This is a genomic window from Paenibacillus sp. 203, assembly GCF_037027525.1.
GTDB lineage: Bacteria > Bacillota > Bacilli > Paenibacillales > Paenibacillaceae > Paenibacillus > Paenibacillus polymyxa_B.
The window spans coordinates 76,942-103,530 of sequence record NZ_JAXCHD010000012.1 but is presented as its reverse complement, the minus strand read 5'-3'; the positions used below and the strand labels follow the sequence as shown (position 1 = coordinate 103,530).

At 42.4% G+C, this 26,589-nt stretch carries 16 protein-coding genes and 1 pseudogene; 2 read left to right on the top strand and 15 right to left on the bottom strand.

Annotation, left to right across the window (positions count from 1 at the left end; all coding sequences use genetic code 11):
- Nucleotides 1-124: 124 nt before the first annotated feature.
- A complete protein-coding gene (locus tag WA407_RS22570; RefSeq protein ID WP_336078418.1) occupies nucleotides 125-3,901 on the bottom strand; it encodes a hypothetical protein in 3,777 nt (1,258 codons plus the stop codon).
- A 342-nt stretch (nucleotides 3,902-4,243) separates the two neighbouring features.
- Between WA407_RS22570 and WA407_RS22565 the strand changes: the two genes are divergently transcribed.
- Nucleotides 4,244-5,035: a Shedu anti-phage system protein SduA domain-containing protein gene (locus tag WA407_RS22565; protein ID WP_254349556.1), complete on the top strand. Its 792-nt coding sequence runs from the start codon at nucleotides 4,244-4,246 to the stop codon at nucleotides 5,033-5,035.
- Between the two features lie 337 nt (nucleotides 5,036-5,372).
- Here WA407_RS22565 and xerS read toward each other — a convergent pair whose 3' ends face one another.
- The 4 genes and pseudogenes from xerS to WA407_RS22545 all read right to left on the bottom strand — a co-directional run bounded on the left by xerS (nucleotide 5,373) and on the right by WA407_RS22545 (nucleotide 10,204).
- Nucleotides 5,373-6,446 (bottom strand): tyrosine recombinase XerS, encoded by a 1,074-nt coding sequence (gene xerS / locus WA407_RS22560; protein WP_336078417.1) that lies wholly within the window; start codon nucleotides 6,444-6,446, stop codon nucleotides 5,373-5,375.
- Nucleotides 6,447-6,731: 285 nt separating this feature from the next.
- Nucleotides 6,732-7,018: pseudogene (locus WA407_RS22555) on the bottom strand (immunity 53 family protein).
- A gap of 860 nt (nucleotides 7,019-7,878) precedes the next feature.
- Entirely contained in the window at nucleotides 7,879-8,610 is a 732-nt protein-coding gene (locus WA407_RS22550; RefSeq protein ID WP_069291974.1) for an NADPH-dependent F420 reductase, read from the bottom strand.
- 625 nt (nucleotides 8,611-9,235) lie between these two features.
- Nucleotides 9,236-10,204, bottom strand: coding sequence for an NAD(P)H-dependent flavin oxidoreductase (locus WA407_RS22545; RefSeq protein ID WP_235309793.1), 969 nt, complete (start codon nucleotides 10,202-10,204; stop codon nucleotides 9,236-9,238).
- Between the two features lie 218 nt (nucleotides 10,205-10,422).
- On the opposite strand from WA407_RS22545, the gene WA407_RS22540 reads away from it, so the two are divergent.
- On the top strand, nucleotides 10,423-10,791 hold the full coding sequence (locus WA407_RS22540; protein ID WP_081112397.1) for a winged helix-turn-helix transcriptional regulator: 369 nt from the start codon (nucleotides 10,423-10,425) through the stop codon (nucleotides 10,789-10,791).
- A 651-nt stretch (nucleotides 10,792-11,442) separates the two neighbouring features.
- On the opposite strand, the gene WA407_RS22535 is transcribed toward WA407_RS22540, so the two are convergent.
- The 10 genes from WA407_RS22535 to WA407_RS22490 all read right to left on the bottom strand — a co-directional run bounded on the left by WA407_RS22535 (nucleotide 11,443) and on the right by WA407_RS22490 (nucleotide 26,558).
- Complete coding sequence (locus WA407_RS22535; protein ID WP_231109365.1) at nucleotides 11,443-11,589, bottom strand: hypothetical protein; 147 nt, start codon at nucleotides 11,587-11,589, stop codon at nucleotides 11,443-11,445.
- A gap of 179 nt (nucleotides 11,590-11,768) precedes the next feature.
- A complete protein-coding gene (locus WA407_RS22530; protein ID WP_336078416.1) occupies nucleotides 11,769-11,915 on the bottom strand; it encodes a hypothetical protein in 147 nt (48 codons plus the stop codon).
- Entirely contained in the window at nucleotides 11,908-12,219 is a 312-nt protein-coding gene (locus WA407_RS22525) for an SDR family NAD(P)-dependent oxidoreductase (RefSeq protein WP_235309795.1), read from the bottom strand. Before WA407_RS22525 ends, WA407_RS22530 begins: the two co-directional genes overlap by 8 nt.
- A gap of 495 nt (nucleotides 12,220-12,714) precedes the next feature.
- Entirely contained in the window at nucleotides 12,715-16,716 is a 4,002-nt protein-coding gene (locus WA407_RS22520) for a GH32 C-terminal domain-containing protein (RefSeq protein ID WP_336078415.1), read from the bottom strand.
- Nucleotides 16,717-16,906: 190 nt separating this feature from the next.
- Nucleotides 16,907-19,180: a GH32 C-terminal domain-containing protein gene (locus tag WA407_RS22515; RefSeq protein ID WP_336078414.1), complete on the bottom strand. Its 2,274-nt coding sequence runs from the start codon at nucleotides 19,178-19,180 to the stop codon at nucleotides 16,907-16,909.
- Nucleotides 19,177-21,645, bottom strand: coding sequence for a PfkB family carbohydrate kinase (locus WA407_RS22510; protein ID WP_336078412.1), 2,469 nt, complete (start codon nucleotides 21,643-21,645; stop codon nucleotides 19,177-19,179). Before WA407_RS22510 ends, WA407_RS22515 begins: the two co-directional genes overlap by 4 nt.
- 25 nt (nucleotides 21,646-21,670) lie before the next feature.
- Entirely contained in the window at nucleotides 21,671-23,296 is a 1,626-nt protein-coding gene (locus tag WA407_RS22505) for an ABC transporter substrate-binding protein (protein WP_336078411.1), read from the bottom strand.
- A 125-nt stretch (nucleotides 23,297-23,421) separates the two neighbouring features.
- Nucleotides 23,422-24,318, bottom strand: a complete 897-nt coding sequence (locus WA407_RS22500) for a carbohydrate ABC transporter permease (RefSeq protein ID WP_061828394.1) — start codon at nucleotides 24,316-24,318, stop codon at nucleotides 23,422-23,424.
- Nucleotides 24,319-24,331: 13 nt separating this feature from the next.
- Entirely contained in the window at nucleotides 24,332-25,285 is a 954-nt protein-coding gene (locus WA407_RS22495; protein ID WP_235309800.1) for an ABC transporter permease, read from the bottom strand.
- A gap of 304 nt (nucleotides 25,286-25,589) precedes the next feature.
- Nucleotides 25,590-26,558 (bottom strand): LacI family DNA-binding transcriptional regulator, encoded by a 969-nt coding sequence (locus WA407_RS22490; protein WP_061828396.1) that lies wholly within the window; start codon nucleotides 26,556-26,558, stop codon nucleotides 25,590-25,592.
- Nucleotides 26,559-26,589 lie beyond the last annotated feature (31 nt).

Sequence of the window (26,589 nt, the reverse complement as noted above, 5' to 3'; positions counted from 1 at the left end):
TAGTTTACAACAAAGAAGTCGCCAATCTGGCGACGCCTCTGCAGAATCTATAAGCTATTTAAATCAGTAGGCTCTAAGTTTTTTTGATGGTAAGAAATTGTGAACATAGCGAATATCTCCATCATTACTCAAAACGCTCATTCTGATTCTGTTCTCGTGATTGTTCCCATTCATGGACTCTGATAATTTCTTTCTTCAAAATCGGTTCTTTATTTTTGGCCCACTGTGAGACAACTGGATTTTCGTGAATCATAAGGCTTTCTAACAGTGGAAGGCGTTTTACCATTTTATCTGCTAGTGATCCTTCCCATTGATTTGGATGAAAGACATGCATAAATTCTTCTAAAATAACTGAAGGATCAGAATAATGATTGATCAGGAATATTGCTACGGGTGTCCATTGCAATTGATCGGCTACATGCATGTACGGTTCAATAGCCGATGCTATTAAAGGATAATGTGCTTTTCCTTTGATGTTACACCATTCAATAAATGTTTCATGGGGGATGCTTCTCAATGGACTCACCATCAATTGTCCACTGAATATCTGTTCGATGTAGTAATCTAATTCGTTATGATCTCCTATAAATACATCCAAAAATACAAACGGATGGGCCTCAACTAGAGATTTATAAATATAATCAAAGTTGGTGTAAAAAACACGATTATCTGCAATGGCAGTATAGAGTTTTACAGCTAGATGTTTTGCTTTATCAGCAGCATCTTTGTTTTGAAAGCATGATTTAACTATTTCTGATATTTGATATGAATCGCTATTAGTTTCTTGAGAAAAATCGTAACCTAAAACTAATTCTTGGCCCAAAGTGAGTATTCTTGGACTCAATTCATTATTGTTTTGGTGAAATTTCATATTAAAGATATCTATAGCAACGGCCAATCCATTCTGTTTAGAGCTAATTAGTCGAATTAACTCGCAGAATAAGTCTTCGTTATTTAGTTCAGATGTGTGTGTGTAAGCTAGATTCCCGTATAAGTAAATTGGTGCTTTCCCTAGCTGGAGGGATCTTTTTATACGTTCAATTCCATCTATGTCAATTATCACAATCTGAAGAATTGGGAAAACTTCCGAAAGTATCTCGTGATCTATTGCTTCATCTAGTAGTTCTTTAGTGCTGCTGTTATCAGTTGAAGTAAGATAATCCAGAAAGCCTTGTAGCAGTTGATAATTACGTTTATTGTGTTCGATCGTACTTAGTTTTTCAACCATTGTAGCCCATAGTTTTTTGGGATCATTAGTCCCTTTGGCCAGGCCTTGTCCTAATTGAAATACATTTCTTCCATTAGTACTCATGAGATGTATCAACAAGGCATTCAAGGTATCTTCTTGAGAACTAATTTTATAGCCAAAATCTTGCGATAAATCTCTAATCTTAGTCAATGCCTCTTCAGTATCTTTTGCTTCTACTATGTTAAGAAGACTTCCGTGATCGGGCAATGTTAGCAGCATTACTTCATCATATAAATTTTGGGGTCCCAGTAATGTAGCTAATGATTCAAGTCGAAATACAGCTTCTTTTGACATTTTGTCAGAATCAAACCCTATAGTGTTTTTAACAGCATACCAAGCCCCATACCATGGATTTTTAGCCGAAATTTCTCTCACAGCGGATTCTAACGCATTGTAAACTTTTGCTCTAGTCCATATCCCCCTGAATTTTCTACAGAGGATTGCCTTTATCTCAGTAGATATTATTTTTTCTGATAAAACTATTGACACAGCATATTGAATGAATGTTTCATACCAAGATCTGATTTCATCATTAGATGTTGGATGGTACCCATAGTCTCGGACGTGAGCTCCAAAATCAAAGCTATTAATAGATGTAAAATGCCAAGCTTCTAGTGCTGCATCTAAAAGGGAAAGTCCTAATGCATTTTTTTGCTCTGAATCTGACTCAATTAGATTAGAAATGATTTTTAATCTTTGATCTACAGTAGCGTGTGTTCCAGAAAGATAAATGTAAAATAATGATTTTAATGTACTGCGTATCGAGTTTTTGTTCTCGTTAACATCTTCTGTTAAAGCAAAATGACATAATAATTGAACAGATCTATCAAAAAACTCAACATCATATGCTAAAGACTTTAACAAACTTGTAAAGTAACTAAAATTTTCATTATGACGGGAAAAGAAAGTTGAGTCTCGATCTTGATCTAAAATTTCCTCCATATGTGCTAGGACTAATTCGGGGTGAAGTGGTGCAACATTACCAAGCATAGTCACAGCAGCATTATCGAGTTTGCGAAAATCCTCCAACGGTCCCCCATCTGAGAGCCATTCTTGAGCAACTTTTCGAGCAGTTTGATTGTGATGAAGATAACCAAGCCTTCTGGAAAATGATATTAATAACCTCTTATTAGCACGCTTTTCAAAAACATCTCTTAGTAACGGGAGTGGAAAATTCTCTAATGAGCTCTGTGCTAACCTATTTGCTATAGCATGTGGTAATACAGCTCTCCACGTGCTCCGCTGCTGTACGAGATCTCTCCTCTTTAATTCGGCAACATTTTGATACAGTTCCAAGACACTCATTCCTGCTAATTCAGCAAGAATGGTCATTTCAATATTTCTTGTTGCTTCCGTCTCAATATTAAATGAATAGACGAGTGAACAGATTTCGGCAGCTTTAAGTAACTTTGAGTCTGAATCATGTCGTTGATGAAATAATCTATTAAATAATTCAGAATCCCTTAGGTGGGATATGTTTTCTCCCATCTTTATTGTTCTTGCTATGGCAACAGCAACACGTGCGTTCCCACCAGACATTTCTGCTATTTTTCTTGAGGTTACACTGTTTATATGCGTGAATTTCTTACAAATTACTTTTTCTAATAGCTCTATTGAAGAAGGTTCTAACCGGAAAACAGTTGTTTGTTCGGGCTGATCCTCTCTAACATCGTATTCAACTGTAATTAAACTAATGAGACTATTGTTTGAGTTTAATTTAGTTAGTTGATTATGTAGATCAGGAGGACAATTATCGACTATCAAGATTCCCCGTTTTCCAAGCGATTTAAGTCTTGCAGTAAAGGATTTAGGGTCAGGAAGTGGGGCATCTCCAAGATCTGTATAAAAAGCTAGTGATTTGTTTAGAGCTTTCTCACCAACTTGATCATCAAATAAAGCTTGAACTAGGCGTGTTTTCCCCACACCTGACAATCCAATTAGCCGAACAGAACTACCAGGACGCTTTAAAATTGTTCTTAGTTCCTGAATACCTTGTAACAAATCCATTCCTTTTGCAGCAATACTTGATGAGTTAGACAAACGAGAGGTTCCATCCAATAGATATCCTCCATCATCACTCTCAGAATGGTCTGCCCAGTTATCAAATGATCGCCATCCTTGTAGAGGTTGTCCAATTTTGTCTCTAACCCATAAAATCATAGAAGGATGGCTTCTTACCCAACTGGCAATACGCTCACGATCATAAAAGTCAACTTTTAATTGTGAAGCGTTGGCATAATCTGAAATAGCATCTTGCATGGCTAATTTTCTGCTACTTAATGCAGAATCCGAAGTAGATCCCTGACTACTTATAATAATGTAAGCTCCCTTATTATCGGCTAAATCTCTTATTACTTCTCTTAGTATTCCTTTTGGCCGCATTTCATCCAAAATGTTGCTCCGAGGCATATCAGGTTTCTTCACTTGAAATGCCGTGTTTGATCTCGGGATGAAACCATCATTATCCATTATTGATTTCACTTCAACACGCACATCTATTCCGCCATCTTTAGCATTTTGATTACCTCCCCAAGTCACTCCTGCTGTCGTGATTTGTGCAGATGTCAGTTCTGCTTCACAAAGAAGGCCTACCAAGGATCTTAGGTCGGTATCATTAAGTTGAGCGATTTCATCACCTGTTATTTCAAGCATACTTATCCCCCGTTTTGTATACACATGTATAGACTTCTTGTGCTTATGACTTGTACTCAATCTATATATTACCATTGAAAATTCAACACTTCGAGAACTATGTTCCACGAAGAGAACATTCTTTTGGTAGTGACGGATTTTAATACTTACTTTGTTTTTCAACAGAAATAACTATCAACCTTTACCCGGTTTTATTGGGAACGGTCAACAATTTAGTTTACGTGGTATTGAGAGCAACCAAACACTATTAGCTCCAGTAATTCTTGCTGATTATATAATGATAATTAAAGCTCTTATGCTAAAATTAGGTATGTTTAATACTATCGAAAAAGAGGACCACATATGAAAATATACGAACGAGACTATACTTACCTTACCGATGAAGAATTGAAGCTGTGGGATGAGAAAAAGGAAGCGGAGAAGGTTGGGAAGTTGGGGGGGAAGTGGATACGCAAAAGTTTGTTCAGAGAGTACCCGAAAGCTGCACGCCATTTCATGAGCCTTTTTCCAAATAACTACCTAGACATTGAAGAATTGAAAAACGAGTCGGAGCTTAACTACTTATGCGAAAAATATGCTGAAATGTTAGATAGTCATGGAACGCCTGAGCGAACAGTTTTAAATTGGATTCGAGAGAATAAATCCTATTTCATAATCGCCTCCATTTTACAAAATTATAACTTTGGTCATCACGATGCCTTCATCTTTCCAGAGCTTAAGTTAGGTACAACTATCCAAGTTGATTTCTTGATAATCGGCAAAAATTCAGGCGGTTATGAATTCGTCTTTGTTGAGTTAGAAGCACGGTACGGGAAAATCACTTTGAGTGACGGTGATTTAGGCGATGCTTTCAGAAAGGGTATTCGTCAAGTAAAAGACTGGTCTGATTGGCTCGAATCGTACTATACATCTTTTCAAGAAGCTATTCTAAAGTACAAGAACGCGGCACAACAATTACCTTTAGAATTTATGGTACCCGACAGGACGAGAATGCATTTCGTCGTTGTTGCAGGCCGTCGGGCAGACTTTAACGAAAAAACTTACCGAACTAAGCGTCGTACCAAAACGGAACAAAAGATTGAACTTCTGCATTATGATAATCTTTATGATACTGCTAAGGCAGTTGTTGGGTAAGCAACTTATTAATAACTGCCGATACGTCCACTTTTCTTACACATAAGCCGAATTAAGCTGTTTAGGTAAATACCAAATCAATAATGACACTATGTTCTTGTCCTTTCAGCAACCGGTACAAGTTTTTGTTGTCGACTCCGGACACTAACTTGTACCGATAAAACAAAAAAGCTGCTAAAATAGAGACTTTCGATGATTGGTTCGTCGGAAATGAGATAATATTCTTGTCAAAATCGGAAATGGGATAAAGTTCTTGTCATTTGGTTTTGACAAGAACTTTATCCCATAAAATAAAAAAGCCGCGATTTTCGCAGCAATTAATGAGATATTGTTTTTATCACCCGACATCCATATTATTCACAGAATTACGCATCTCTTCATCTGTTAAGTGAGTATATATCATTGTTGTTTGAATGGAAGAATGCCCTAATTGATTCTTTAGTCTTGGGACATCGTTATTTTCAAGATGATATCGCGTTGCAAATGAATGCCTGAGCGAATGCACTGTTAGAGAAGGTTTCCCAAAGGCAGTTGCATATTTTTCAATCAGCTTTTCAATTGATCGTTGTTTCAGACGACGGCTTTTTCCTTTACGACCTACAGGAGCTGCAATGAATAAATAGTTTTCTTGTTTATCTGGTAAATATCTTGTTTCTCTGATCTGCAGATAACTTTCTAAATCCATTAAAGCCTGTTTGCTAAAGTAAACGTATTGTTCTTTATCACCTTTACGTACCACTCGAACTAAAGCTTTATTCATATCTAAGTCATCCATATTAATTCCTGCAACCTCAGACAGTCTAAGCCCTGAACCTAATATCAGCGAAACGATTGCTGTATCACGCTCACGATTAAACTGATGAAACGTAAAAATACGCTTGTTTTCTTTATGTTTTTCACCAAAATCATAAGCTACAAATTGCCTGAATAGTTCGAAATCATCATTTCTTAGAATTTTTCCTTCAATACGGTTTGCAATGGTTTCTTGGCTTTCTTTGATAGCATTCAAATCCATCTTGGCCATTACATTTCGTTGAATATAAGGCTTCAAGTCGCTTGTTTCAGCCTTATTCTGAAGGTAATCAAACAACGATTTTAGAGAGGACAATTTGCGATTTATCGTAAGTTTCTTGTTTCCAAGTTGATAATCCAGGAATGACAAGAAGTTTTCCACTTCACGTATTGTTAATAACTCCAATGTTTCTAAGGTTATTTCTTTCCGATTTGATGAAGTTAGATTCTCTGCAATAAGCCAATCGAAAAAAATAATGTAATCATGACAGTAATTAAGAAGTGTTGTTGGAGATAACTTGCGTTTTTTGCTATCGATAAATTCTGTAACGTACCAAGGTAAATCAGATAGTTTATCATCAATTCGTTGCATATAGTGCATTTTCATTTGTTTATCCATTATATGTACGTACCTCCGTATTTTCAATATATCTCATTCTCATTTATTCGTCAAATTATTATTTTACGTAATTTTAATATTCATCTTACATTATGGCATGGTAATTCGGAATATCCCTATGAATAGGAGAATTTTGTTTTTTTCAGCACACGTTCAACCCAAAGTCTTTTGGCTTCTGCTTTATCTTGAGCTAGCTTGGTTCCACAGTTAAGAAAACCCGCCTAAGCATGGGTTAAAAAGTTCTAAGGCTTAACATCTGTTTTATCATTCTCGCGATACCGAGTATTAATCTAACTTTACCCATCTATAGAATATAGATAGCATTTCACCTAGATTTCCTGGGCCCCCTGCAGAAAATAAACTGCTCTCGATATTGCAGTGAATCCAGTCATCATCGCTTCTCTCTATTATAAGCGCATTAAATTTTTTGTTTCTAGTTCTGTTTCTTTTAAATTAATTTTAATATGCCATCCTGGGTTATCAAGCGTTGTTATTTTTATTCGTTCTTGATGCTCCCAATCTTCATCGCAGTGTAAATAATACCATTCTTGTAACCAAGTTAATATATCCAATCATTACACTCCTTATGGCTTACGTAAATTTTTCGTCACAGGCAAAAAGATTGGATTTTTGGATCATCATAATTACAAATTGCTAAAACTTTTATTTTATCAGTACTTCCATCCTCTAGTAAAACCTCACCATATTCACCTATTTCTGAATAACATATCAGTTTAGCACCTCAGTTTCATTAAGCATTTACTCACCTTGTTCTTTCTAAACTTTGATTTGTTGATTTTCACAGATTGATCTGTTCTAATAAAATTCCCTTGAGTATCCCACTCTTCTAAATGATAATTCTGCAATGAATGGATTTATTTCAGTTTAAGTTCCTTTCCCTAATAATTTTCTATATCGTCCATTGCATCTATAACTTAACATTTCTATACTGTGTTTGCCTAAGTTGCTTCCAGTACTTTTCCTCGCGCTCTTCCTGAGAAAGCTTTTCACCATGTTATCCTGTCGTTCAAACAAATTTAATTATCGACCAAGCCCCTGTTCTGCCATAAAAAAACAACTCACCAGGAGTTGTTTTTAATATTCATGCTTCTTTGTAAGAACCCACGTACCTAATCTGTTTAAAATCTTTGGATAATCCATGGATAAATGTATTTCTAATGATCTTTAATATTCATTAGATACTCAACTAAGGTCGCAAAACCAATGATTGAGGAGAAAATCCTTCTTGATGCGCCTTCTTCATGACTTCGCTTTCCGGCCGACGTGTCCGGTTTGAAATTCTTATTTTGCCTGTTATAGATGCGGAGGACATTAGCTCTTGCTTGGTTTGCACATTATCCGTTTCGTTGCACAGGCCTCCGCCAAGATTTTTAAAGCACACGGATAAAGATTGAAGGCAAAAAAATTCAACTCAGGAGTTATATATATCTCTATTCAGGTTCACAATGTCTTGGTGCGAATATCCTCCAGTAGCTGCCGATAGCTTCTCTATCACTTTATCGCGTTGGAATGGAGCTTTTTCTTTATTTGCTTTTTTTAATGCTTCGGTTAGTTCCTCTTTGGTAAGTTCTGTGCAGTACGCAGGGGTTCCTGGCTGTTGTCGCCACGAATCACTTAAAGATCCGCTATCTACTGGGTCGAAGCCGAGCTCATTTACTACGTTCATGGTTATTTGTTTATGCGACTGGTTATCACCAGCAATCGCTATGGCAAGTCGTCCACTGGTACCTTCGGGAGCTCCTTTATATTCTAACGTATAGGCTAATAAATTGTTGAAAGCTTTAGTGATAGGTCTCCCTAACTGATTTGATACCCAAACACTTTCAACCAACCCATTCTCAATTTCTTCAATTTTATTGTCTCTATACGGATAATAATTTGAAGTGTCAACAACGACTACTTCCTCCCCAACTTTATCTACAATGCTGCGAATGCTTGGCAGTGCGTTGAAAGGGATCGATATGACTAGAACAGCAATGTTTGTTATTACTTCATCTACACTCACTGGTGTACCTGCAAGTTCTTTTCCCTCTAGCCGTTCAATCCCGCGAGCATCTGCAATTTTGACATCATGTCCATTCTCAATTAATTTTTTTGCGATATTCGACGCGATGGGTCCTGCACCTATAATTCCAAATCTCATTTTCATTTCTCCCTATTCTAAAAGTTATTTTACGTCGCTGATCGGGTAGTAAGAAATTATTATTATTTATTTTAGACTTCCGTATTGGTAGGGAACTCCCATATTCTCTGTAGAACAAACCGCGGTCCTGCAAAATTGGGACAACCAGTTCCACAAAATCAGCAACTCCATCATAGGCTATATCCAGAACAACCGAGAAGCCGTCACATGCCTCTGCCAAAAACCATTCTTCCAAGAAGTCAGCAACTTGTAAGGGGGTCCCTGCAACTACCGGATGATAGTTAATGACTCCATAGGCAAGTATGTCTCGTATCGATAGCCCTTGTTTAACAGTCTGATATTATCATAGACGGCTCTAATTGCTCTTTATCGAGTGGCTGATACTGGTTTTCAAATAATACCATGGATTAGAGGTAACCGCGGCTTAAGAGCAGGCTTATCTCCCGACAGAATACCGATACATAGCCCTACCCACGGAATCACATATTTAGGTAAATTCGTTTGATTAGCTGCCTTAAAGATGGCCTCCCGTTGTTCCTCCGTCAGGGTTTATTCGCATAAGAACGAACAGAGGTATGATTTTGAAGTAATTCAAGCGTATTATTCAAAGGATGGGTCTCCGTTTTTACTTAATACCAGCTGCCAACTCATCAACCACTTCTTGTACAGTTTGGATCTTTTTGATTGGCGTAATTCCAGTACCAACAGTGATAATACCACCTTCGCCGTTACCTTCAAGCATACCGATACGGATTACACTTGAACTACCCCCAACCTTAGCAATTTCTTCACGAGATGCGCCCTGGTTATCCATAGCCACCAATTTTTCAGCAAACGGTGTAGGCAACGAACGATAGTAAGCTGGTAAAGTACGGTACAACAACAAATCTGCTGCAGATGAATCCACTATCATTTGCTTTACTGATTGTGCTGCGGGGTTTTCAACAGTAGGAATAAAACGGCTTCCTAAAAAGACACCTTCTGCCCCCAATTCAAAGGCGCTGGCAACACCGCGAGCATCACCGATTCCACCAGCAGCGATAACTGGAATATCAAGCACATCAACGATCATAGGAGTTATTGTAAACGTACCAATGATACTTGTTGGCAATGTTCCACCCTCATCAAATCCAGTAACAACATAAACATCAACACCCATAGCTTGAGCAGCCTTTGCATCTTCGATCGTTGGAGTCAAAGGACGATAAACAATCTTAATGCCCGCTTCCTTTAATGGGGTAATGATCTTTTCAGTCAATGTTCCTTCAACACCATTAAGAAGAATAACTTGAACACCTTCTTCAATGACAACTTCTAAAATTGGCCAAGTGAACTTCATATCTGCATCAGTAATCAAAGTTGTACCAAATGATTTATCCGTCAGTTCCTTTGTTTTACGAATCTCGCGGCGCATACGTTCTGCGGTTTCCTCTGGAGAGGTTGTAATTGTCGTTTGACCGGCATTCGGACCAAGAATCCCTAAACCACCCGCATTACTCACGGCAGCAACAAATTCAGCATTCGTAATCCAACTCATAGGTCCTTGTAAAATGGGCTTTTCAATACCAAGAATTTCTGTTACACGATTTTTCATAATTATTATCCTCTCTTTAGCACCATTATTGGCATAATACTGTAAAGCTTAATTGGTCTGCTCTCCGGGTTATGTTACAATAATCATTAGCTTGCTAATAATATTTGTATTAGTTAGCAGCCTTGGCACTATCATAAGTCCATACGTTTCATTTGCAAAGAAGGCAATTTAAATGAACGTAGTACATATTTTTGTACTTTTAGACTGGGAGCGATATCATGAGGGTATGTAATGAAGGATTTGAAAAAGAGTTTATTGATGAAAAAAGAAATATGTACGCAATAGCCTTTACGCAAAATGTACTTTCGGGGCGATGGAAATATTTCATTATCTGGTATCTGGAAGGGGAAAGACGCCGGTTTACCGAGATAAAAAATTTCCTGAGAGGCTTGTCGCAAGGCTCGCTCACCAAGCAACTCAAGGAGCTGGAGGACGACGGAATTATTCAGCGCGATGTGTATCCGGAAGTTCCGCCACGGGTCGAATATTCGCTGACAGAGAAAGGAAACAAACTGCTGCCTGTCCTAAAGAAGATGGAGGAATTCGGTAAAGAATATGGGGAGAAGCCTGAATTAGATGAAGGATAAAGGCTACCCCCTAATCAGCCAGCACATAAAATCTCGCCATCTGGACCAAATGTATGTTCAGGATTGCTCCTTCAGCCAGCCATTCTAGTCCACCTCAAAAGGAATGGCCTTGCCACTACTTCTAATTGCATAACATATCGAGTAACAGTAAGTTAAGCCAACCTTTGGGGCTAGGCCCAAAATATCGAACCTGGTCAAATCGGCAATAGTACCATGTTCTTGTCCATTTCGGCAAAGGGACCAAATTCTTGTCCTTTGCTTAGGACAAGAATTTGTACCGTTAAAAGACAAGAACTTGTACCTATTGGCGTTTTTTGTTCGCCCTCTTTACTTTATATTAGCATAATAAAAAAAAACTTTGAAAGCGACAGACATGGTCTTGTGTGTCCTGCATTCTTTCTTTGTCCCCAACTCTTCTAATGAAGCTATTTAAAACCCCTAACAATTAATGTTAGGGGCTAACTTCAAGTGAAACCAGTATATCGCGCCCGTTGTGGCCAAAGAATACGTCCAATGATCCATTTATCATTTTACTTTTAAAAAGTGTATAACTCAATTTATTACCAAGGTAAAAGCAAAGCTTATCAAGAACATCGAAAAAAATCCTATTTCAAAATTATTCTTTGCATATTGATAAGTCTAACAAGGCAATTAATTAAAATCTTGCATTAAGTCATCAATCACTGCTTTTACAGTTCTAATCTCTTTAATTGGAGTAATACCTGTGCCGACAGTAATATAGCCATCCACTTTGTTACCCTCTAGCATTCCGATACGCAGACCACTTGCTCCGCCCATTGCTTTTGCTCTTACTGATCACCCCTTGTTCCACCAATTGCGAACCGTGCTTGTTCTGCGGGCAACTGTTCCGCAATTTCTTCCTGCGGTGCATCTGGTTGAATTTTGACATGAACGAGAAAACGCATGTTTCACTCCTCCTAATATGTTAATATACTGTATAATCCAAATCTCATTTATTATAGTTTCACACGATCAATACCAATACTTTCACTACAAGCATCGAGTAGGGTATTTTTATTGAAATAAATGTGGGTACGTGGGTACAGGGAAGGAACTCCTCCGGCAAGACCCTGCTGTACCTCCCGACTTGTAGCATCAGTCAACAATCTCGTAGAGGTCGGCTTCAATCCCATCGATTGCGGTTCTAGAGATGTCCTTTGGAGATGATTTAGGCGCATGGATGCCAGCTGTCATGTCCGTGTCCATAAACGCTACATGCAATCCGGCACCCCTAACGTTCTTAGCAGCTAATTCTAAGCGTAATGCTTTTGTTACTCCCCATTGAGCAGATTTTGCAGCTGAATATGCCCCTCCTTCGTCTATATTGATCCAAGATAATACGGATAGGATATTCAGAATCGAACCCCCTCCATTCTTCTCAATCACTGGTGCGAACGTGCGAATCATTGAAAGTGTACCAGAAACATGAGTGTCGAATTACAAATGAATATCATCCAGCTCACCTGTGAGCAGAGAAGCACCCGTTGCTGAACCAGCGTTGTTAATTAGAAGGGTAACATCCACTGCGATCTCTGCTGCAGCTACCACAGATTTCGGAGCAGTAATATGAGTTGTAGTGGAATAGCACCAGGCAGATCGACTGATTCTGGGTTCCTCGCACCAGCGTATACTTTAGCTCCTCTTGCTAAAGTTCAAGAGCTAGATGTTTGCCTAAACCTCGATTTGAACCGCTGACAATAGCAACTTGTTTTGAAATATCCATTTTGCTACACCGAATCATTAAATTAAATACATTTTTATCTCCCATCCAAATAAAATTGGTTCAGCTTCGTTTTACAAGTACCTGCCGTTTTCCTTTGCCATTTCGAATGACAAGCTGCTCTGACTATTCGGTTTGCCTGGAGTGACTGCAGGACTCACGGGTGTTCTGTATTGACAAGGTCAGTTGTTGGTCTTCTTCTTTACCTGAACAGGTACGTTGAAATCATCGACGTTAATATGTCCAAACCCGCCTTTGGAGTGGTCAACCACTTTAATGTAAAGCTCCTCGCCGATATAATCCGACGCATCCCAAATCTTTCGTTGATATTCTTCATAATTGGTCGCTGTCTCTTTAAATAACTCTTTGCCGTCCGACGCCCGAACCAGCGCAACATACAGACGATCTATATCCCGGCCGCCGCTGATAAGGAAGTTGATCTTACCGTTCCCACCAAGGACGAAATTTTGAGATCTTAGCGCTCCGGTTAAGCTGTCGCCGCCGGCTTGCTCGTTGAAGCCCCACAAATGGTAGCCGCCCGGAATTTTATGCGACGGGTTGAAGTAAATGTTGTCCCAGAAGAACTGGGTATTGGTCACATGGACATTCTGGAAGGCGTCTCCTTCCGTCATCCATCCTGTTAAGTCGCCCGTAGCAAAATCATGGTTAGGCAACTCTGTAATATCCTTATACACAGAATTATCCCACTTATCGGGTACATAGACCGGAGCAGCCGGTTTACCCGTTAAGGCATTCATATCCCATACTTGCATGGATTTGATATTGATATCGCCATCGGCCCAGATCTGTAAGCCTAAGGAGTCGTATCTGCCTACATAGACACGAGTTGTCAGCTTCTTCTTGTAATTTGCAAAGGCTTCAATGACCGAGCGATCGAGAAAGATATGGAGTTTCAAGTTCTCTCCGTCAAGATCTACATATCCTCCTTGAATGCCGTCCACACGCACATCCGGATCAATGCTGCTCTTGGTTCGATCCACATTGAATGTCCCGTTCTTCTTGTCGTAGTAAATGAGCGTCTCTTCTTGGCCTTTTTCCGAGCGTCGCACCTTGAGACCGAATTTCTGAGCCTCACGCGGATCAATCTCCATCACAATCTCTAGCATGTCGCCTTTGACATTTTTAATCAATTGATTGGCACTCTCCAAATTTTTGTCCGAAAAATCAACCCATTTTTTCCCTCGAAGGCTCTGCAGTTCTTTAATCGGTTCGATATGCAATTTATCATGCTTATCGAGGCTTAGGGAAACCGGCAAAGATAAATTATGAGCCCATCCAGATTGATATTCGGCTTGCGGTGTTCTTACATTTTGCACCATGGAAAATACGACCGTTCTTCCGTCGGGTGTGACCAGACCGCTCTCTGCGGTTAAATAGCCGTCACCTACATCCATTTTGGAGGGTGCCTCCGAATCAGGAATAAATTTAAAGTTATCCCGGTCCCAGGTCCCGATCCAGTAAAAGACCTCAACATCTCTTTGCACATCGTTCGCTGGAGGAACATGCTCCGGCTTTTCATGGGGATTAATCATGAAAATATATTTTTTCTTGCCCGTACTATCTGTGCCTAACGGCAATAACACTGGTAGCTCCCATACCGTACCCAACTCCGGATAACGGCTTCTGTCACTAACGTATAACGGCCCCTTATATTCCCAATTGTACATATCATCGGATACATACACCAAAGCTGTGCCGCTGCTGAAGTCTGGAAGACCAGATGTCACTAACTGATACCACTTGTCCACCTCTTTGTCGTACCATACAAACGGATCGCGGAACTCGTTGTGGATGCCTTTTCCGTTCTGCTCCGTTACCGGTTTAGGATATTTCACCCATTTTTCCAAATAGGGATCGGACAAATCCGCCGGAGATGCCAACCCTGTTCTTTGGTTCGGCGACAAGGAGTCGTTGCCAGCGGTATAGAACAGAACAGGATTGCCGTTTCGATCATACGCTGCACTGCCTGACCACGTGCCGTCCGGATCTAGGGTGCCCGCTTCGGGCGCAAGAGCAGGTCTTACATTTTCCCAGTTCACCATATCGTCACTCACCCAATGCCCCCAGTGGATTTGATGCCAGAATGGACCTTGCGGGTTATGTTGATAAAATAAATGGTATTTGCCGTTATAGTAAATCGGTGCATGTGCTTCATTCATCCAGTTTTGCGGAGGCATCGCGTGGTACTGGGGACGGTGCTGATCTCCGTCAAACACACTTGGATCCTCATCAATGTCCGCATTCGGAATTTTCGGAATTGAACCTCCATGAAGCGCCTTCACGCTCTCATATCCAGCAAGTATCTCCTGGTTCGTAAGGGCTTTATTATGCAGCTTCACTTCATCTAAAAGCCCGCTGAACATATTGAAGGAGAACACCCCTGCTAACTCTACAGGTTTATTATTTTTCCCGATGATCAGACTTTCGGTAGATGGTGTGATCGGAACGTTGACGGGGGTTGCTTGGGAAGCCACTTCCTCACCGTTTAGATATAACTTAATTTTTCCATCTTCTTTACTAAAAGTAGCGGCCACATAATTCCACTTGTATTTTTCCAACGGGTGATCCTTTACCCATACCTGAATCCACTGACCGCCGATGCCTACTTGCATCGACCATGTACCGTGCCGATACATACCAAGAGAAAAGCCTTCCGCTTTATCCTGATCGGATTGGTTTACGATCGCAGATAGCTTGTTTCCGTCTCCCCACTCATAGCTACGCGGTGCAACCCATGCTTCGATGGTTAACGCGTCGCTTACAGGCACAGTATCGTTTGCATTGACCTCAATATAATTCGAGTATCCATCGAACAATAAGGCGCCGCCTTTTATTCCGCGCGGAGTCCATCTCGGATCCTTCGATGCCATATACCTGGCGTTGTTAAATACATAGTTCACATCGTGCTTAAGATTGTGTACTTTCTCCAACGCCTTCTTTCCTGCGCCTTCATCAAGGTTTAAGTAGAAAATAGTCCCCCTACCACTTGCTTGGAAACGATCAACGGCAATGCTGGCTTCATTGGAATGATCGACAACCTTTACATAGAGCTTCTTGTTGTAGTGTTCTTGCACATTCCATGAGATTTTCTCGTTCGCGCTGACATTCCCGGTTTTCATAAGCAATGTGTTGCTGTTCGCATCGTAAAGTGCAACATATGCATTTTCCGGTTTGAGGATATCCAAAACAGTAAAATTAATTGTTCCGGTTCCCTGAAGCGTGAAAGTATTAGAAGTGATGGAGCCCTTTTCTTGCAGGGAGGATTTGGCATAGAAGTTCCCTTCTTTGCTCGCATGAGCTTCATCAGTCACTTCAAAAGCAGCTCCCTCAACCGTCCAGCCATCGAGATTTCCGGTTTCAAAGCTTGGATTATCGATTTCATAGCGCTTGAAATCCGGCTTGATATCTGTCGCAACCATTCCTTCAGCTGGCTCCGACTCATGGTACATGGAGAATGCGTCCGCAAAAATGACTCCCCAATCCGAGGTTGCATTATCGACGACCTCCACATACAGTTTCTTTCCCAAATATGTGGAAAGATCCGCCTTGTATTGCACCATATTGGCAAGCCGCATGCCCAGCGCGGGATCTGGGAAGCCCACGTCGGCGAATGCGTTATTTCCGTAACGGGCAATAACTTGTCCCGTATCGACTTCCACAATATTTATAAATACCTTGTCTGGGTTCTTCGCACCGCCAAGCCTGAAGCTGATCCAGCCGCTGCCGCCCAGCACGAAAGTGCTGGAACGAAGTATACCTGTCGCAGATTCGTCATACTTCCAGCCGTTTAAATGATAAGCTCCTTCCTGGTTATACGGTATTTTTTCCGCCCACCAAGTCGTTTCGTCGGTTACGCTATTCGGACCGAACGCATCGCCTTTGACAACGGTCCATCCCGTCAAATCTCCTGTTTCAAATCCAGGATTCCGGATTTGATAGACTGAATCCGGAACTGACAATCCCATGTCATTCTTAGGAATATTCTTGATTTGATAAATCGCATCCGTAACCGATGATTTCACATCATTCTTAGGAATGAGCGTTTCTCCAGCAACAGTTCTATTTTCGGATGCGACAGAGATTCCCGGAACAACTAGCTGGAGCACCATAGCCCATATAACCATTCCTGATATCCAACATTTTCCTATTTTTACTTTCCTCATTCTCGAGCCTCCTTCGAAACTTGTTATACTTACGAACATCGATACCTCATTTCGAAATGCTCTCCTTGTACAAAGATGAATAGTCATGAAGAAGGGAGAATATGAATGAAACGTTTCCAATCGGAGGAATGCAAAGTTTCTTGATTATTTGTGCATGACCCCATTCGTATGGAGCGCCTAAGCAATCGTCTTACCAAATGGACTGCATATCCCATATATCCAAGGATTTAACAAACGGTTCTCCATCTCCCCAAATCTCGAGTCCCAAAGCATCCATACGGCTCGGATATACCCGGGTTGTCAGGCTTTTCAATCCGTTTGCATAGGCTTCGACCATGGAGCGGTCCAAATAAATGTGGAGCTTCAGATTCTCCCCAAGTAGCTCCAACTTCCCGCCTTGAACCCCTCCGCACTTTTCTCCCGGGTGCAGCGTCGTTTTCGACCGGTCGACCAAGAGCATCGTTTGATTCCAATCATAATACAGCAGAGTTTCTTCCTCTCCGTCCGGCGTACAACGGACCTTGATTCCAAATTGTTTGGCGCTGCCGGGCTCCAATTCCAATTGAATCTCAAGCATGTCACCATGAACATCCCTGAGCTGTACATTAGTTTCAGCCAATGACTGGTCCCGAAGCGATAGCCGCTTGGCGCCACGTAGCGATTGAAGCTCCTGAATCGGCTCTATTCCCAGACGTCCGTCATCCCTCAAATATACGCTTAACGGCAAGCCTGCGTTATGAGCCCAGCCCGACTTATATTCCATCTCGGACGTCCGGTCGCCTTGGGCTATCGTAAAGACGATATTTCTGCCGGTCTTCGGATCAACCATTCCGCTCGGTCCGGTAAAATGGAAATCCCCGACGTCAATCAATTGAGGCTCTTCTTGATCGGGGATGAACGAAAGATTTTGCTTGTCAAGTTGTCCGATCCAATAGAACACCTCGACATCCGCTCCCTTCCCCACAGGGCTAACAAGCAGGAGATGTTTGTTCCCCCCCTGCTTGTCACTGCCAAGGGGAAGAAGCACAGGGAGCTCCCAGATGGGTCCAAGGTAAGGAAACTTCTGAATATCCGCTTTAAAAAACGGCCCTTTATACGTCCAATTCAGCATATCCTGTGACGCAAATGCCAGTGCTGCCCCACCTTCGATTCCGGACCCGACCAGAGCATACCAGCCGTCATCGTCCTTCCATACGAATGGATCTCGGAAATCCCCAAATGCGCCCATTCCCTTCTTCTGCACGATCAACGGCTCTGGATGTTTGACCCACTGAACCAGATCCGGGTTTCCGTCAAGGGTATAAGTGCTTCGGGCAAGCGCTACGCTCTGATTCGGAGAAGCGCTGTCATTACCTGCCGTAAAGAACAAGACAGGAAGTCCGTCAGCATCATAGGTTGCGCTTCCCGACCAGATCCCGTCCGGTGCGAGCTGATCCTTTTCGGGCGCCAGGGCCACGGGTAGATCACGCCAATGCACCAAATCCTGACTTACCCAATGTCCCCAATGGATCTGATGAAAGAACGGCCCCTGCGGGTTATGCTGATAGAACAAATGATATTGCCCGTCAAAATAGATCGGTGCATGGGGTTCGTTCATCCAATGGGCCGGCGGGCTAACATGATATTGCGGTCTGTGCCGATCAAGTAGCAGTGGCGTTCGGTCCAGCTTGATCTCGTCATAGTTTAATTGTGGCCGGATACCTTCATGAAAGGTATCCGGCACATGCCGATAAGAAGCGGCCACTTCTTCCGCGCTCAGCGCCCGATTATAAATCTTGAGTTCATCAATGATACCGCTAAACATGTGCAGGCTGAACACTTCCGCCAGCAGGCTGCTATGGTTATTCTTGCCGATAAGAAGATCCGTGTCCGCCGCCTCAGCCAGGCGGGAACCACGAGGCACGGCAGCTGAAGCGATTTCACTGCCGTTCAAATACAGCTTGATTTCCCCTTGGTTCCCATCGAACACAGCATTCACGTATGACCATTCATTCTTGGGCAGTTCATGGCCGTCTGGCGACCAAAGTTCCTTCCAGTCCCCTCCTTCCAGCCCGACTTGGAAGGACCAGGAACCGTGACGGAACATGCCAAGCAGATAACCTTGCTTGCGATCCAGGTTGTAGCGGTTCACGATGGCGGACAATTTGCCATCATCCCCCCATTCATAGGAGCGTGGGGCTACCCATACTCCAATGCTTAGCGCTGATCGATACTCTGGCTCGGTGTTCTGATTTCCCTCATCGAACGAATGCGCAATGTAAGTCGAATAACCGTCGAACAGGAGCCCATTTCCAACTACTCCCTGTCTCCACCGTGGAGGGCAAGGTTTAGTAAACTCCGCTTGGTTAAATACGTACTGGATATTATCCTTGATTTGGGATACGCTCTCCAGAGCGCTTGTACCGGTTCCTTCATTGAAGGCCCAATACATGATCAATCCCCGATTATCGGTTGCATGGCTCATACTTCAACCCTCCTTGATGCCTGCTCCGTAGGGCCATTCGGAATATGGATGGAGTTAAGAGCATGCATATGAAACGAGTTCAGTACAACTTCCCCTGTTTTCGCACTTATCTCAATACGATCCATCGGAGCATCAGGGAATATTTGATCCGTCAGTGCAACCAAACCCTCATTCGCGTACACTTCAACCGCGTTGCGATCCAGCCAGATATGCAGCTTGATCTTCCCATTCTCCGAAACCATTCTAGCACCGTGCTTGCACGCAAACGATGAGTGGAAATCAGTCAGGCCCGATTTCGAACGGTCGATGAATAGCCATTGACGCCAAGGGTCATAACCGATAATAGTCTCACTTTGCCCAGAGGACTTCATTTTAATGTGAACCTCGTCCCCGGAACGAATGTCGATATCCGCTTCAATTTCAAGCAGAACATCATTTATTTTTTGCGTAAACGGCGCCTCGGGCGTAACCTTAACCTCATTCCAGCAGAGCGTTCCTTTCCGCAGCTGCTCTATTTCCCGAACAGGCATTTGGGTCAGAACTACGCCCTCGTCTCGGCTGGTCAATGACAAGACGCGAGGCAGAGTCATTGTGCCTCTCCAGGCCCCGGTAGGCGTTTGGTTAGCATATTTCCAGTTGCTCATCCATCCGATGATCACACGCCGTCCGTCCTGCTCAGCTATATCCGACCAGGTGACCCCCGCATAATTGTCCCGGCCATAATCCAGCCACAGGATATGATCGGCCGGATTGTCATTGATGAACGTATTTCCGTCGAACTCTCCGATAAAGTATTGCGTGCGTGAGCCTTCCGGACAGTTGGGATTATCTCCGATGCTTATGATAAGTACCCATTTGGAATGTCCGCTGCCATCAACCAGCAATTCAAAGAGATCAGGGCATTCCCAAACTCCGTCATGCGAGCCATCAATCTTTCCGAATTCGCCTGACAACGACCATTCACGCAAATTGTCCGAACGATAAAACCGAACGTGGTCTCCCGCGACAAGAGCCATAATCCAGGATTCACTTGGCGAATGCCAGAACACCTTGGGGTCCCGGAAGTCGACCAGATCATGCTCGTCGAGTATTGGGTTCCCCTCATATTTGTGCCAAGTTCGGCCTTTATCACTGCTGTAAGCCAGGCTTTGCCGCTGGCGAGGTTGTCCGGTCTCCGGACAGATGTCTGCATTAGTGAAGAGTGCGATCAATCCATGGGAACCATCGAACAGTCCGCTGCTATTATTCCAGTCAACCACACAGCAACCGGAGAAAATAGCGCCATGCTCATCCGGGAACAGAGCGATAGGCATATGCTCCCAATGAACCAGGTCTTGGCTTACGGCATGACCCCAGTGCATCGGTCCCCATTCATTGCTATAAGGATGGTGCTGATAAAACAGATGATAGACTCCCTCGTAATAGACTAATCCGTTCGGATCATTCAACCAATGGGAGTGAGGTGAAAAATGAAAACCCGGCCTAAATCTATCATCATCGTGCTGTTTATTTGTCTCGATTATCTGGGTAATTTCATCTGTCGTCGGCATAGATTGAAGAGCCCCTTTCCGTGTGGTTACTAATGCACCGCCGGCATTAGCAAAAGTTAGCATACCGATGATTTGCTGTTTGGTCAGCTGATTCAAAGAAACACCGGCTTTCAGTATCTTATATAACAAGCAGCCCAGAAAAGCGTCGCCGGCTCCTGTCGTATCAATGGCCTCTACTTGAAAACCCGGCACATATCCGTCATGACCCGCTAATCGGTAATAGCAGCCTTTTTCCGCTAAAGTTACGAAGATCCCGGCGATGCCGAATTGCTGTTGCAGCTCTAGCGAGCCTTTTTCCACATCAGTTTTACCCGTTATAAAGTGGAGCTCATCTTCCGATATTTTCAGGATGTCGGCATACTTCATGCCCCAAAGGATATTCTGTTTCGCTTCCTCTTTGCTCTCCCATAAAGCAAACCGGATATTTGGATCGAATGAAAGCAGGACTCCTGCCTCTTTAGCCTTCACAACTGCCGCTCTTGTTGCCGTACGGGCCGGCTCATGGGTCATCGACAAAGAACCAAAGTGCAGTGCATGGCAGTTTTCAATCCTATCGAACGGGACATCCTGCGTGCGCAAGTATGTATCCGCTCCTGGTTTCCGGTAGAAGCTGAACGATCGGTCTCCGTTGTCATCCAGATGGACAAATGCCAGCGTTGTATTGGCTTCATCTGTAAACGAAAGCCCAGACACGTCGATGCCGACGTTCATCAAGGTATCGTGCAGCAAGGAACCGAATTGATCATCCCCAACTTTGCTAATCAATGTCGCTCTAGTTCCTAAACGGGATAGAGCAGCTGCTACGTTAGCCGGAGCCCCTCCAGGATTACATTCAAACTGCTCGTTGCCTCTCGCGGTACGACCTGATGGCGTAAAGTCTATCAATACTTCCCCAATGGTTATTACATCAAGCACAGTTTTCTCCCCACCTATCGTTTGATTATTTATTTTTTAAATTTGCATTATATCGGTCCAGCCCTTTTTGATAGATCTCCATTAATTCGTTCAGCCCCATCTTCTCGAGTGTCTTCACATAGCTGTCCCACTTTTCATCTACCTCGCCATCGACGATGAACTTGCCTCTTTGGGTATTTACATATTTAATAAGTTCTGGCTCGATCCGATTAATTTTATCTAGTTCATCCGGTTCAAAGAAGATGCTCGGATAGTTTTCCTTTTTCATATATGGAGTGTAATATTTTTCCAAATACTCAGCACGCTTCTGAGCTCGGGGTTCCATATCAACAACTTTTCCGAAGTCATCGAAAGTAATGACGCCCGGATTTCCTGTGCCTGGAGCCACTTTTTGACGGAATTCACCTGCGGAGACTCCTTTGGGAAGCGGCAGGTTCACCAATTTTCCTTTTTCGTCCTTCTTGAATACGACATCCAACGGACCCCAGTGAATTTGAGCCGCCATGTAAGGGTCATACTGTTGATCGATCCAACGCATCGTCATTGCCGGATAACGGTTCTCCTTTGTAATCACGAAGCTACCTCGTCCCGGTCCTCCGCCGTTGTTGCGACCAATCATTTGATCTCCATTTGGGCCTTTAAGCGGGGGCAGCAGAGCATAATCCTTACTACGCTCCGGTCCGACAACTTCTTCGACTTCCCACCAAACGTAGGAGCCGAGCGTTTCATCTGGTGTTTTGCCTTTTGCTAAATACTGAGCGGCGTCCTGGGTGAACGATTCAGGGTCAATCAGCCCCTGTTTATACCAGTTATCATGAATATATTTTAATGCTTCCTTATATTGAGGTTGCGAAGCGGTAAAGATCACTTTACCTTCGCGGACAATCCGATGTTCCAAATTATCCGGAAGACCGAAAGCTCCGAATATGCCGGCAATGTCACTACACCACTGCATGTGCATAAAGCTTAATGGGATTTCATCAGCCTTGCCATTGCCGTTCGGGTCCTTTGTTTTAAAGGCAATCAAAGCCTGCGTGTATTCGTCCAGCGTTTGAGGTACTTTTAAGCCCAGTTTATCGAGCCAATTTTTATTGATGACGTGAAAGAAGGGGTTGGTATCGAGCTTATTCTCTTCCCACGACGGCAGCCCATAGATGTGACCGTCTGGTGCTGTGATGGCTAGTTTAATGTCAGGCCGACGATCGAGAAGCGCTTTCAAATTAGGCGCATATTTATCAATTAAATCCTCCAGCGGAATAATGGTTCCGTCTTTACCATAATTGATTAGATCGTAATCTGTGAATCCGGCTCCGTAAAATGCGTCTGGCAAATCTCCGCTGGCCAACAACAAATTTTTCTTCTCTGCAAAGTCAGCGTCTGGAATGTTTTCCCAGTCAATCTTTACGTTTGTTTGTTTTTCCAGCCGCTTAAAAATTTCCATTTTCGAGTAATCCGGCGCTAAAGCAGCTTTCGGGGATACCATCTTTAATGTCACCGCTTCTTTAACAATCGGAAGACCGGTTTTATTAAAATTCGCATCCTGATCCGGGTTTACCGCCTGATTTTTTGACTCGCCACCGCCTCCCGAACATCCGCTAAGTGCAAACACTCCGGCCAGCATTAGAATTCCAGCACTTTTGAATAATTTCATCGTACATAACCTCCTTTATGTCATTCCACAAGCTGAAAACTTCCCTTGCCTTTGTTATATATTTGTCTGAATGCTGGATCTATCGATTCTGTTGCACATTCCCCCTTTCAGGCACCATGACAATGTTAGCCTTTGATCGAGCCGATCATCACGCCTTTAACAAAGTATTTTTGCAGGAAAGGATACAAAATCAGCAACGGTAGACTGGATACCATGATGACACCATATTTGATAAGCTCTGTAACACGCATCTTCGCTGCGTAAGATTCCACGTCTATCATCATGCCCGAGTTGGCCTGATTCTGGACAAGAATGTTGCGCAGAACCAGTTGCAACGGATACTTGTTTTCGTCGTTCAAGTAGATCAAAGCGTCAAAGAAACCATTCCAGAAGCCGACAACATGATATAGTACCATTACGGCTATAACGGACTTAGACAAAGGCAATACAATGCTCCAAAAAAATCTGGTATTGGAACAACCATCGATTGAAGCTGCCTCCCACATTTCATCTGGGATGGTCGACTGAAAAAAAGTCCTTACGATAATGACATTAAACACACCTCCCGCTCCAGGAATAACAAGTGCCCAGATCGTATTCAGCATGTGAAGATCTTTGATCAGCAAATAGGTTGGGATCAGCCCTCCACTAAAAAACATGGAGATCAGTAAAAACCACATAATCGCCGATTTTCCCGCCAGTCCTTTACGAGCTAACGGGTAAGCTGCACATACGGTCACGGCTACTCCGATTAACGTTCCTAGACCCGCATATAAAATCGAGTTGGCATAACCAATCCATATAGATGAATCACTAAATATCCGCCCGTATCCATCCAGCGTAAAACCCTTTGGAAAAAACCATACTTCTCCTGAGTAGATGAGATTGGGGTCACTAAGTGAAGCAATCAGCACAAAATACAACGGGAATAATACAAGCAGCATAACTATGGTCAACATGAAGTAGTTGACGATGTCAAACCACATGTCTCCCTTGCTTTTTCTCTTTAATAATTGATTCAAAATGAACTCCCCCTTACCACAGGCTGGTTTCAGTCAACTTTTTGGCGATCCGGTTGACGGTGATTATCAGGATAATATTTACCACTGAATTAAACAGTCCAATTGCCGTAGAAAAGCTGTATTGTGCCTTTTGAATCCCGATTTCATAAACATAGGTCGGAATGATATTGGAAGTGGCATAATTCAAATCGTTCTGCATAAGGAAAGCCTTTTCAAAACCGATGCCCATAATGTTACCGAGTGCGAGAATCAATAAGATGACGATCGTCGGCAAAATGCTTGGAATATCCACATGCATTACGCGCTTCCATTTGCTTGCTCCATCCATAATCGCGGCTTCATGCAATTCTGGATTGACCCCTGCCAGTGCAGCAAGGTAAATGATGGTAGCAAAACCTGTCTCTTGCCAAACCCCTGATAAAATATACAAAGGACGGAACCAACCTTCGTCGGCCAAAAACATAATGGGGTCTCCTCCGAACAAGGTGATGATGTGATTCACGATTCCGCTGTTTGGAGATAGAAAAACATTAAGCATACCGACGAGCACTACGGTAGAAATAAAGTGTGGTGCGTAAATTACAGTTTGTACAATTTTCTTGTATCTTTTGGCCAGCATCTGATTCAACATAATCGCTATAATAATCGGAGCTGGGAAGCTAAACACAAGCGATAGAACACTGAGTGTAAGTGTATTCGTCATAATCGTCCAGAAGTTATAGGAATCGAAAAAATCAATAAAGTGCTTAAAGCCTACCCACTCGCTTCCCCAGATTCCCCGACTTGGTGAAAAATCCTTAAAAGCAATTTGTATTCCATACATCGGATAGTACTTAAATACGAGATAAATAATAATGATTGGCAACAAAAACAGATACAGTTCATAATCACGTTTGACCTGGTTCCATATTTTGCGATTTGGCTTGATCGTGGAATGATCCAACTCACTAGTTCTTGAATTCACCATTACACTCCCTTTCTTGTAAAAGGATATTTTCATTTTTGAAACGTTTCCAATTTATTATAAGAAAAACGTCAGTCGGTGATCCATACCATAAATCCACCGAATGAGCTGAAGTTTTTCCAATGTAAAAAAACTTGCCTAAGATAACGGGAGATGATACATTTGCTGATTCAAACTTATTCCTTCGATCTTTTAACAGAGTAGTCTGATTGTCAAATGAAACGTTTCCAATTTTCTATAAGAGAAAGTCAAGTTTGCATATCCAGACTGTGATCCGACTTTACGAGCTAATATCTTTACAATAAAATCATGTAGTTTCGCCTTGTCTGAAGATAACGGGGAGACGATACACTTGCTGATCTAAAGTTATACCATCGATCTTTTGATACAGTAGTCTGATTGTCAAACGTGCCATCTCCTCCACTGGCTGCCTGATTGTAGACAATATCGGATGAAAATAACGATGATCCTGAATGCCGTCGTAACCGATGACCTTTACATCCTCTGGAATACGAATCCCCTGCCTACCTGCTCTTTCTATATATTTGGCGGCAAACATATCGGTAATAGCGAAAATGCCGTCCACATCCTGATGCTTAGATAGAAATTCGCCAAAATAGGCTTCGTCGTCCACAATAGGATCTGGTTTCTCGTATACAACATAGTCTACACCTAATTTTTTCGCCTCATCAATGAAACCTTTTCTTCGATTCATGGTTTCACTAAAAACGGAAGTTACACTTCCCATAAAAGCCGGTTTCTGGGCCCCTGCTTTAACAAGTTCCCTCAAAGCTAGACGGCCTCCCTCATAATTATCTGAGGTTACACAAGTGATTTTTTTGTTGAAATGCCTATCAATACTTAGAATCGGAATGTCATTGCTTACGCTATTTTCTATATCATTGTAAGTAATGCCGACAATACCAGCTACTTTGTTTTGCCGTAGCATATCCAGGTAATACAGTTCCTTTTCTGGCTTGCCTCCGCTATTACATAACATGAGCTTAAAGCCTTCCCGATCCAACTCATCCTCAATGTAATAAGCTAGTTCAGAAAAAAAAGGATGCCAGATACTTGGAAGCAGCAAGGCTACCATCTTGGATTTCCTCATTTTAAAATTTCGAGCGACTTCATTAGGAAAATAATTCAGTTCTTGTATAGCTTTCTCCACTTTCCTTCGTGTATCTGGTTTTACAGAGCCCGAGTTATTAATAACTCGGGACACCGTTCCCACAGCAACACCAGCTATCTTAGCTACATCTCTAATACTTGGCATTTAACCCCCCCATCTCTCTTATGGGAATTAT

What these genes read in the sequence shown, in the direction of transcription:
- WA407_RS22570 (WP_336078418.1), bottom strand. Translation starts at nt 3,901, where the DNA reads ATGCTTGAAATAACAGGTGATGAAATCGCTCAACTTAATGATACCGAC.
- WA407_RS22565 (WP_254349556.1), top strand. Translation starts at nt 4,244, where the DNA reads ATGAAAATATACGAACGAGACTATACTTACCTTACCGATGAAGAATTG.
- xerS (WP_336078417.1), bottom strand. Translation starts at nt 6,446, where the DNA reads ATGGATAAACAAATGAAAATGCACTATATGCAACGAATTGATGATAAA.
- WA407_RS22550 (WP_069291974.1), bottom strand. Translation starts at nt 8,610, where the DNA reads ATGAGATTTGGAATTATAGGTGCAGGACCCATCGCGTCGAATATCGCA.
- WA407_RS22545 (WP_235309793.1), bottom strand. Translation starts at nt 10,204, where the DNA reads ATGAAAAATCGTGTAACAGAAATTCTTGGTATTGAAAAGCCCATTTTA.
- WA407_RS22540 (WP_081112397.1), top strand. Translation starts at nt 10,423, where the DNA reads ATGAGGGTATGTAATGAAGGATTTGAAAAAGAGTTTATTGATGAAAAA.
- WA407_RS22535 (WP_231109365.1), bottom strand. Translation starts at nt 11,589, where the DNA reads ATGGGCGGAGCAAGTGGTCTGCGTATCGGAATGCTAGAGGGTAACAAA.
- WA407_RS22525 (WP_235309795.1), bottom strand. Translation starts at nt 12,219, where the DNA reads ATGATTCGCACGTTCGCACCAGTGATTGAGAAGAATGGAGGGGGTTCG.
- WA407_RS22520 (WP_336078415.1), bottom strand. Translation starts at nt 16,716, where the DNA reads ATGAGGAAAGTAAAAATAGGAAAATGTTGGATATCAGGAATGGTTATA.
- WA407_RS22515 (WP_336078414.1), bottom strand. Translation starts at nt 19,180, where the DNA reads ATGAGCCATGCAACCGATAATCGGGGATTGATCATGTATTGGGCCTTC.
- WA407_RS22505 (WP_336078411.1), bottom strand. Translation starts at nt 23,296, where the DNA reads ATGAAATTATTCAAAAGTGCTGGAATTCTAATGCTGGCCGGAGTGTTT.
- WA407_RS22495 (WP_235309800.1), bottom strand. Translation starts at nt 25,285, where the DNA reads ATGGTGAATTCAAGAACTAGTGAGTTGGATCATTCCACGATCAAGCCA.
- WA407_RS22490 (WP_061828396.1), bottom strand. Translation starts at nt 26,558, where the DNA reads ATGCCAAGTATTAGAGATGTAGCTAAGATAGCTGGTGTTGCTGTGGGA.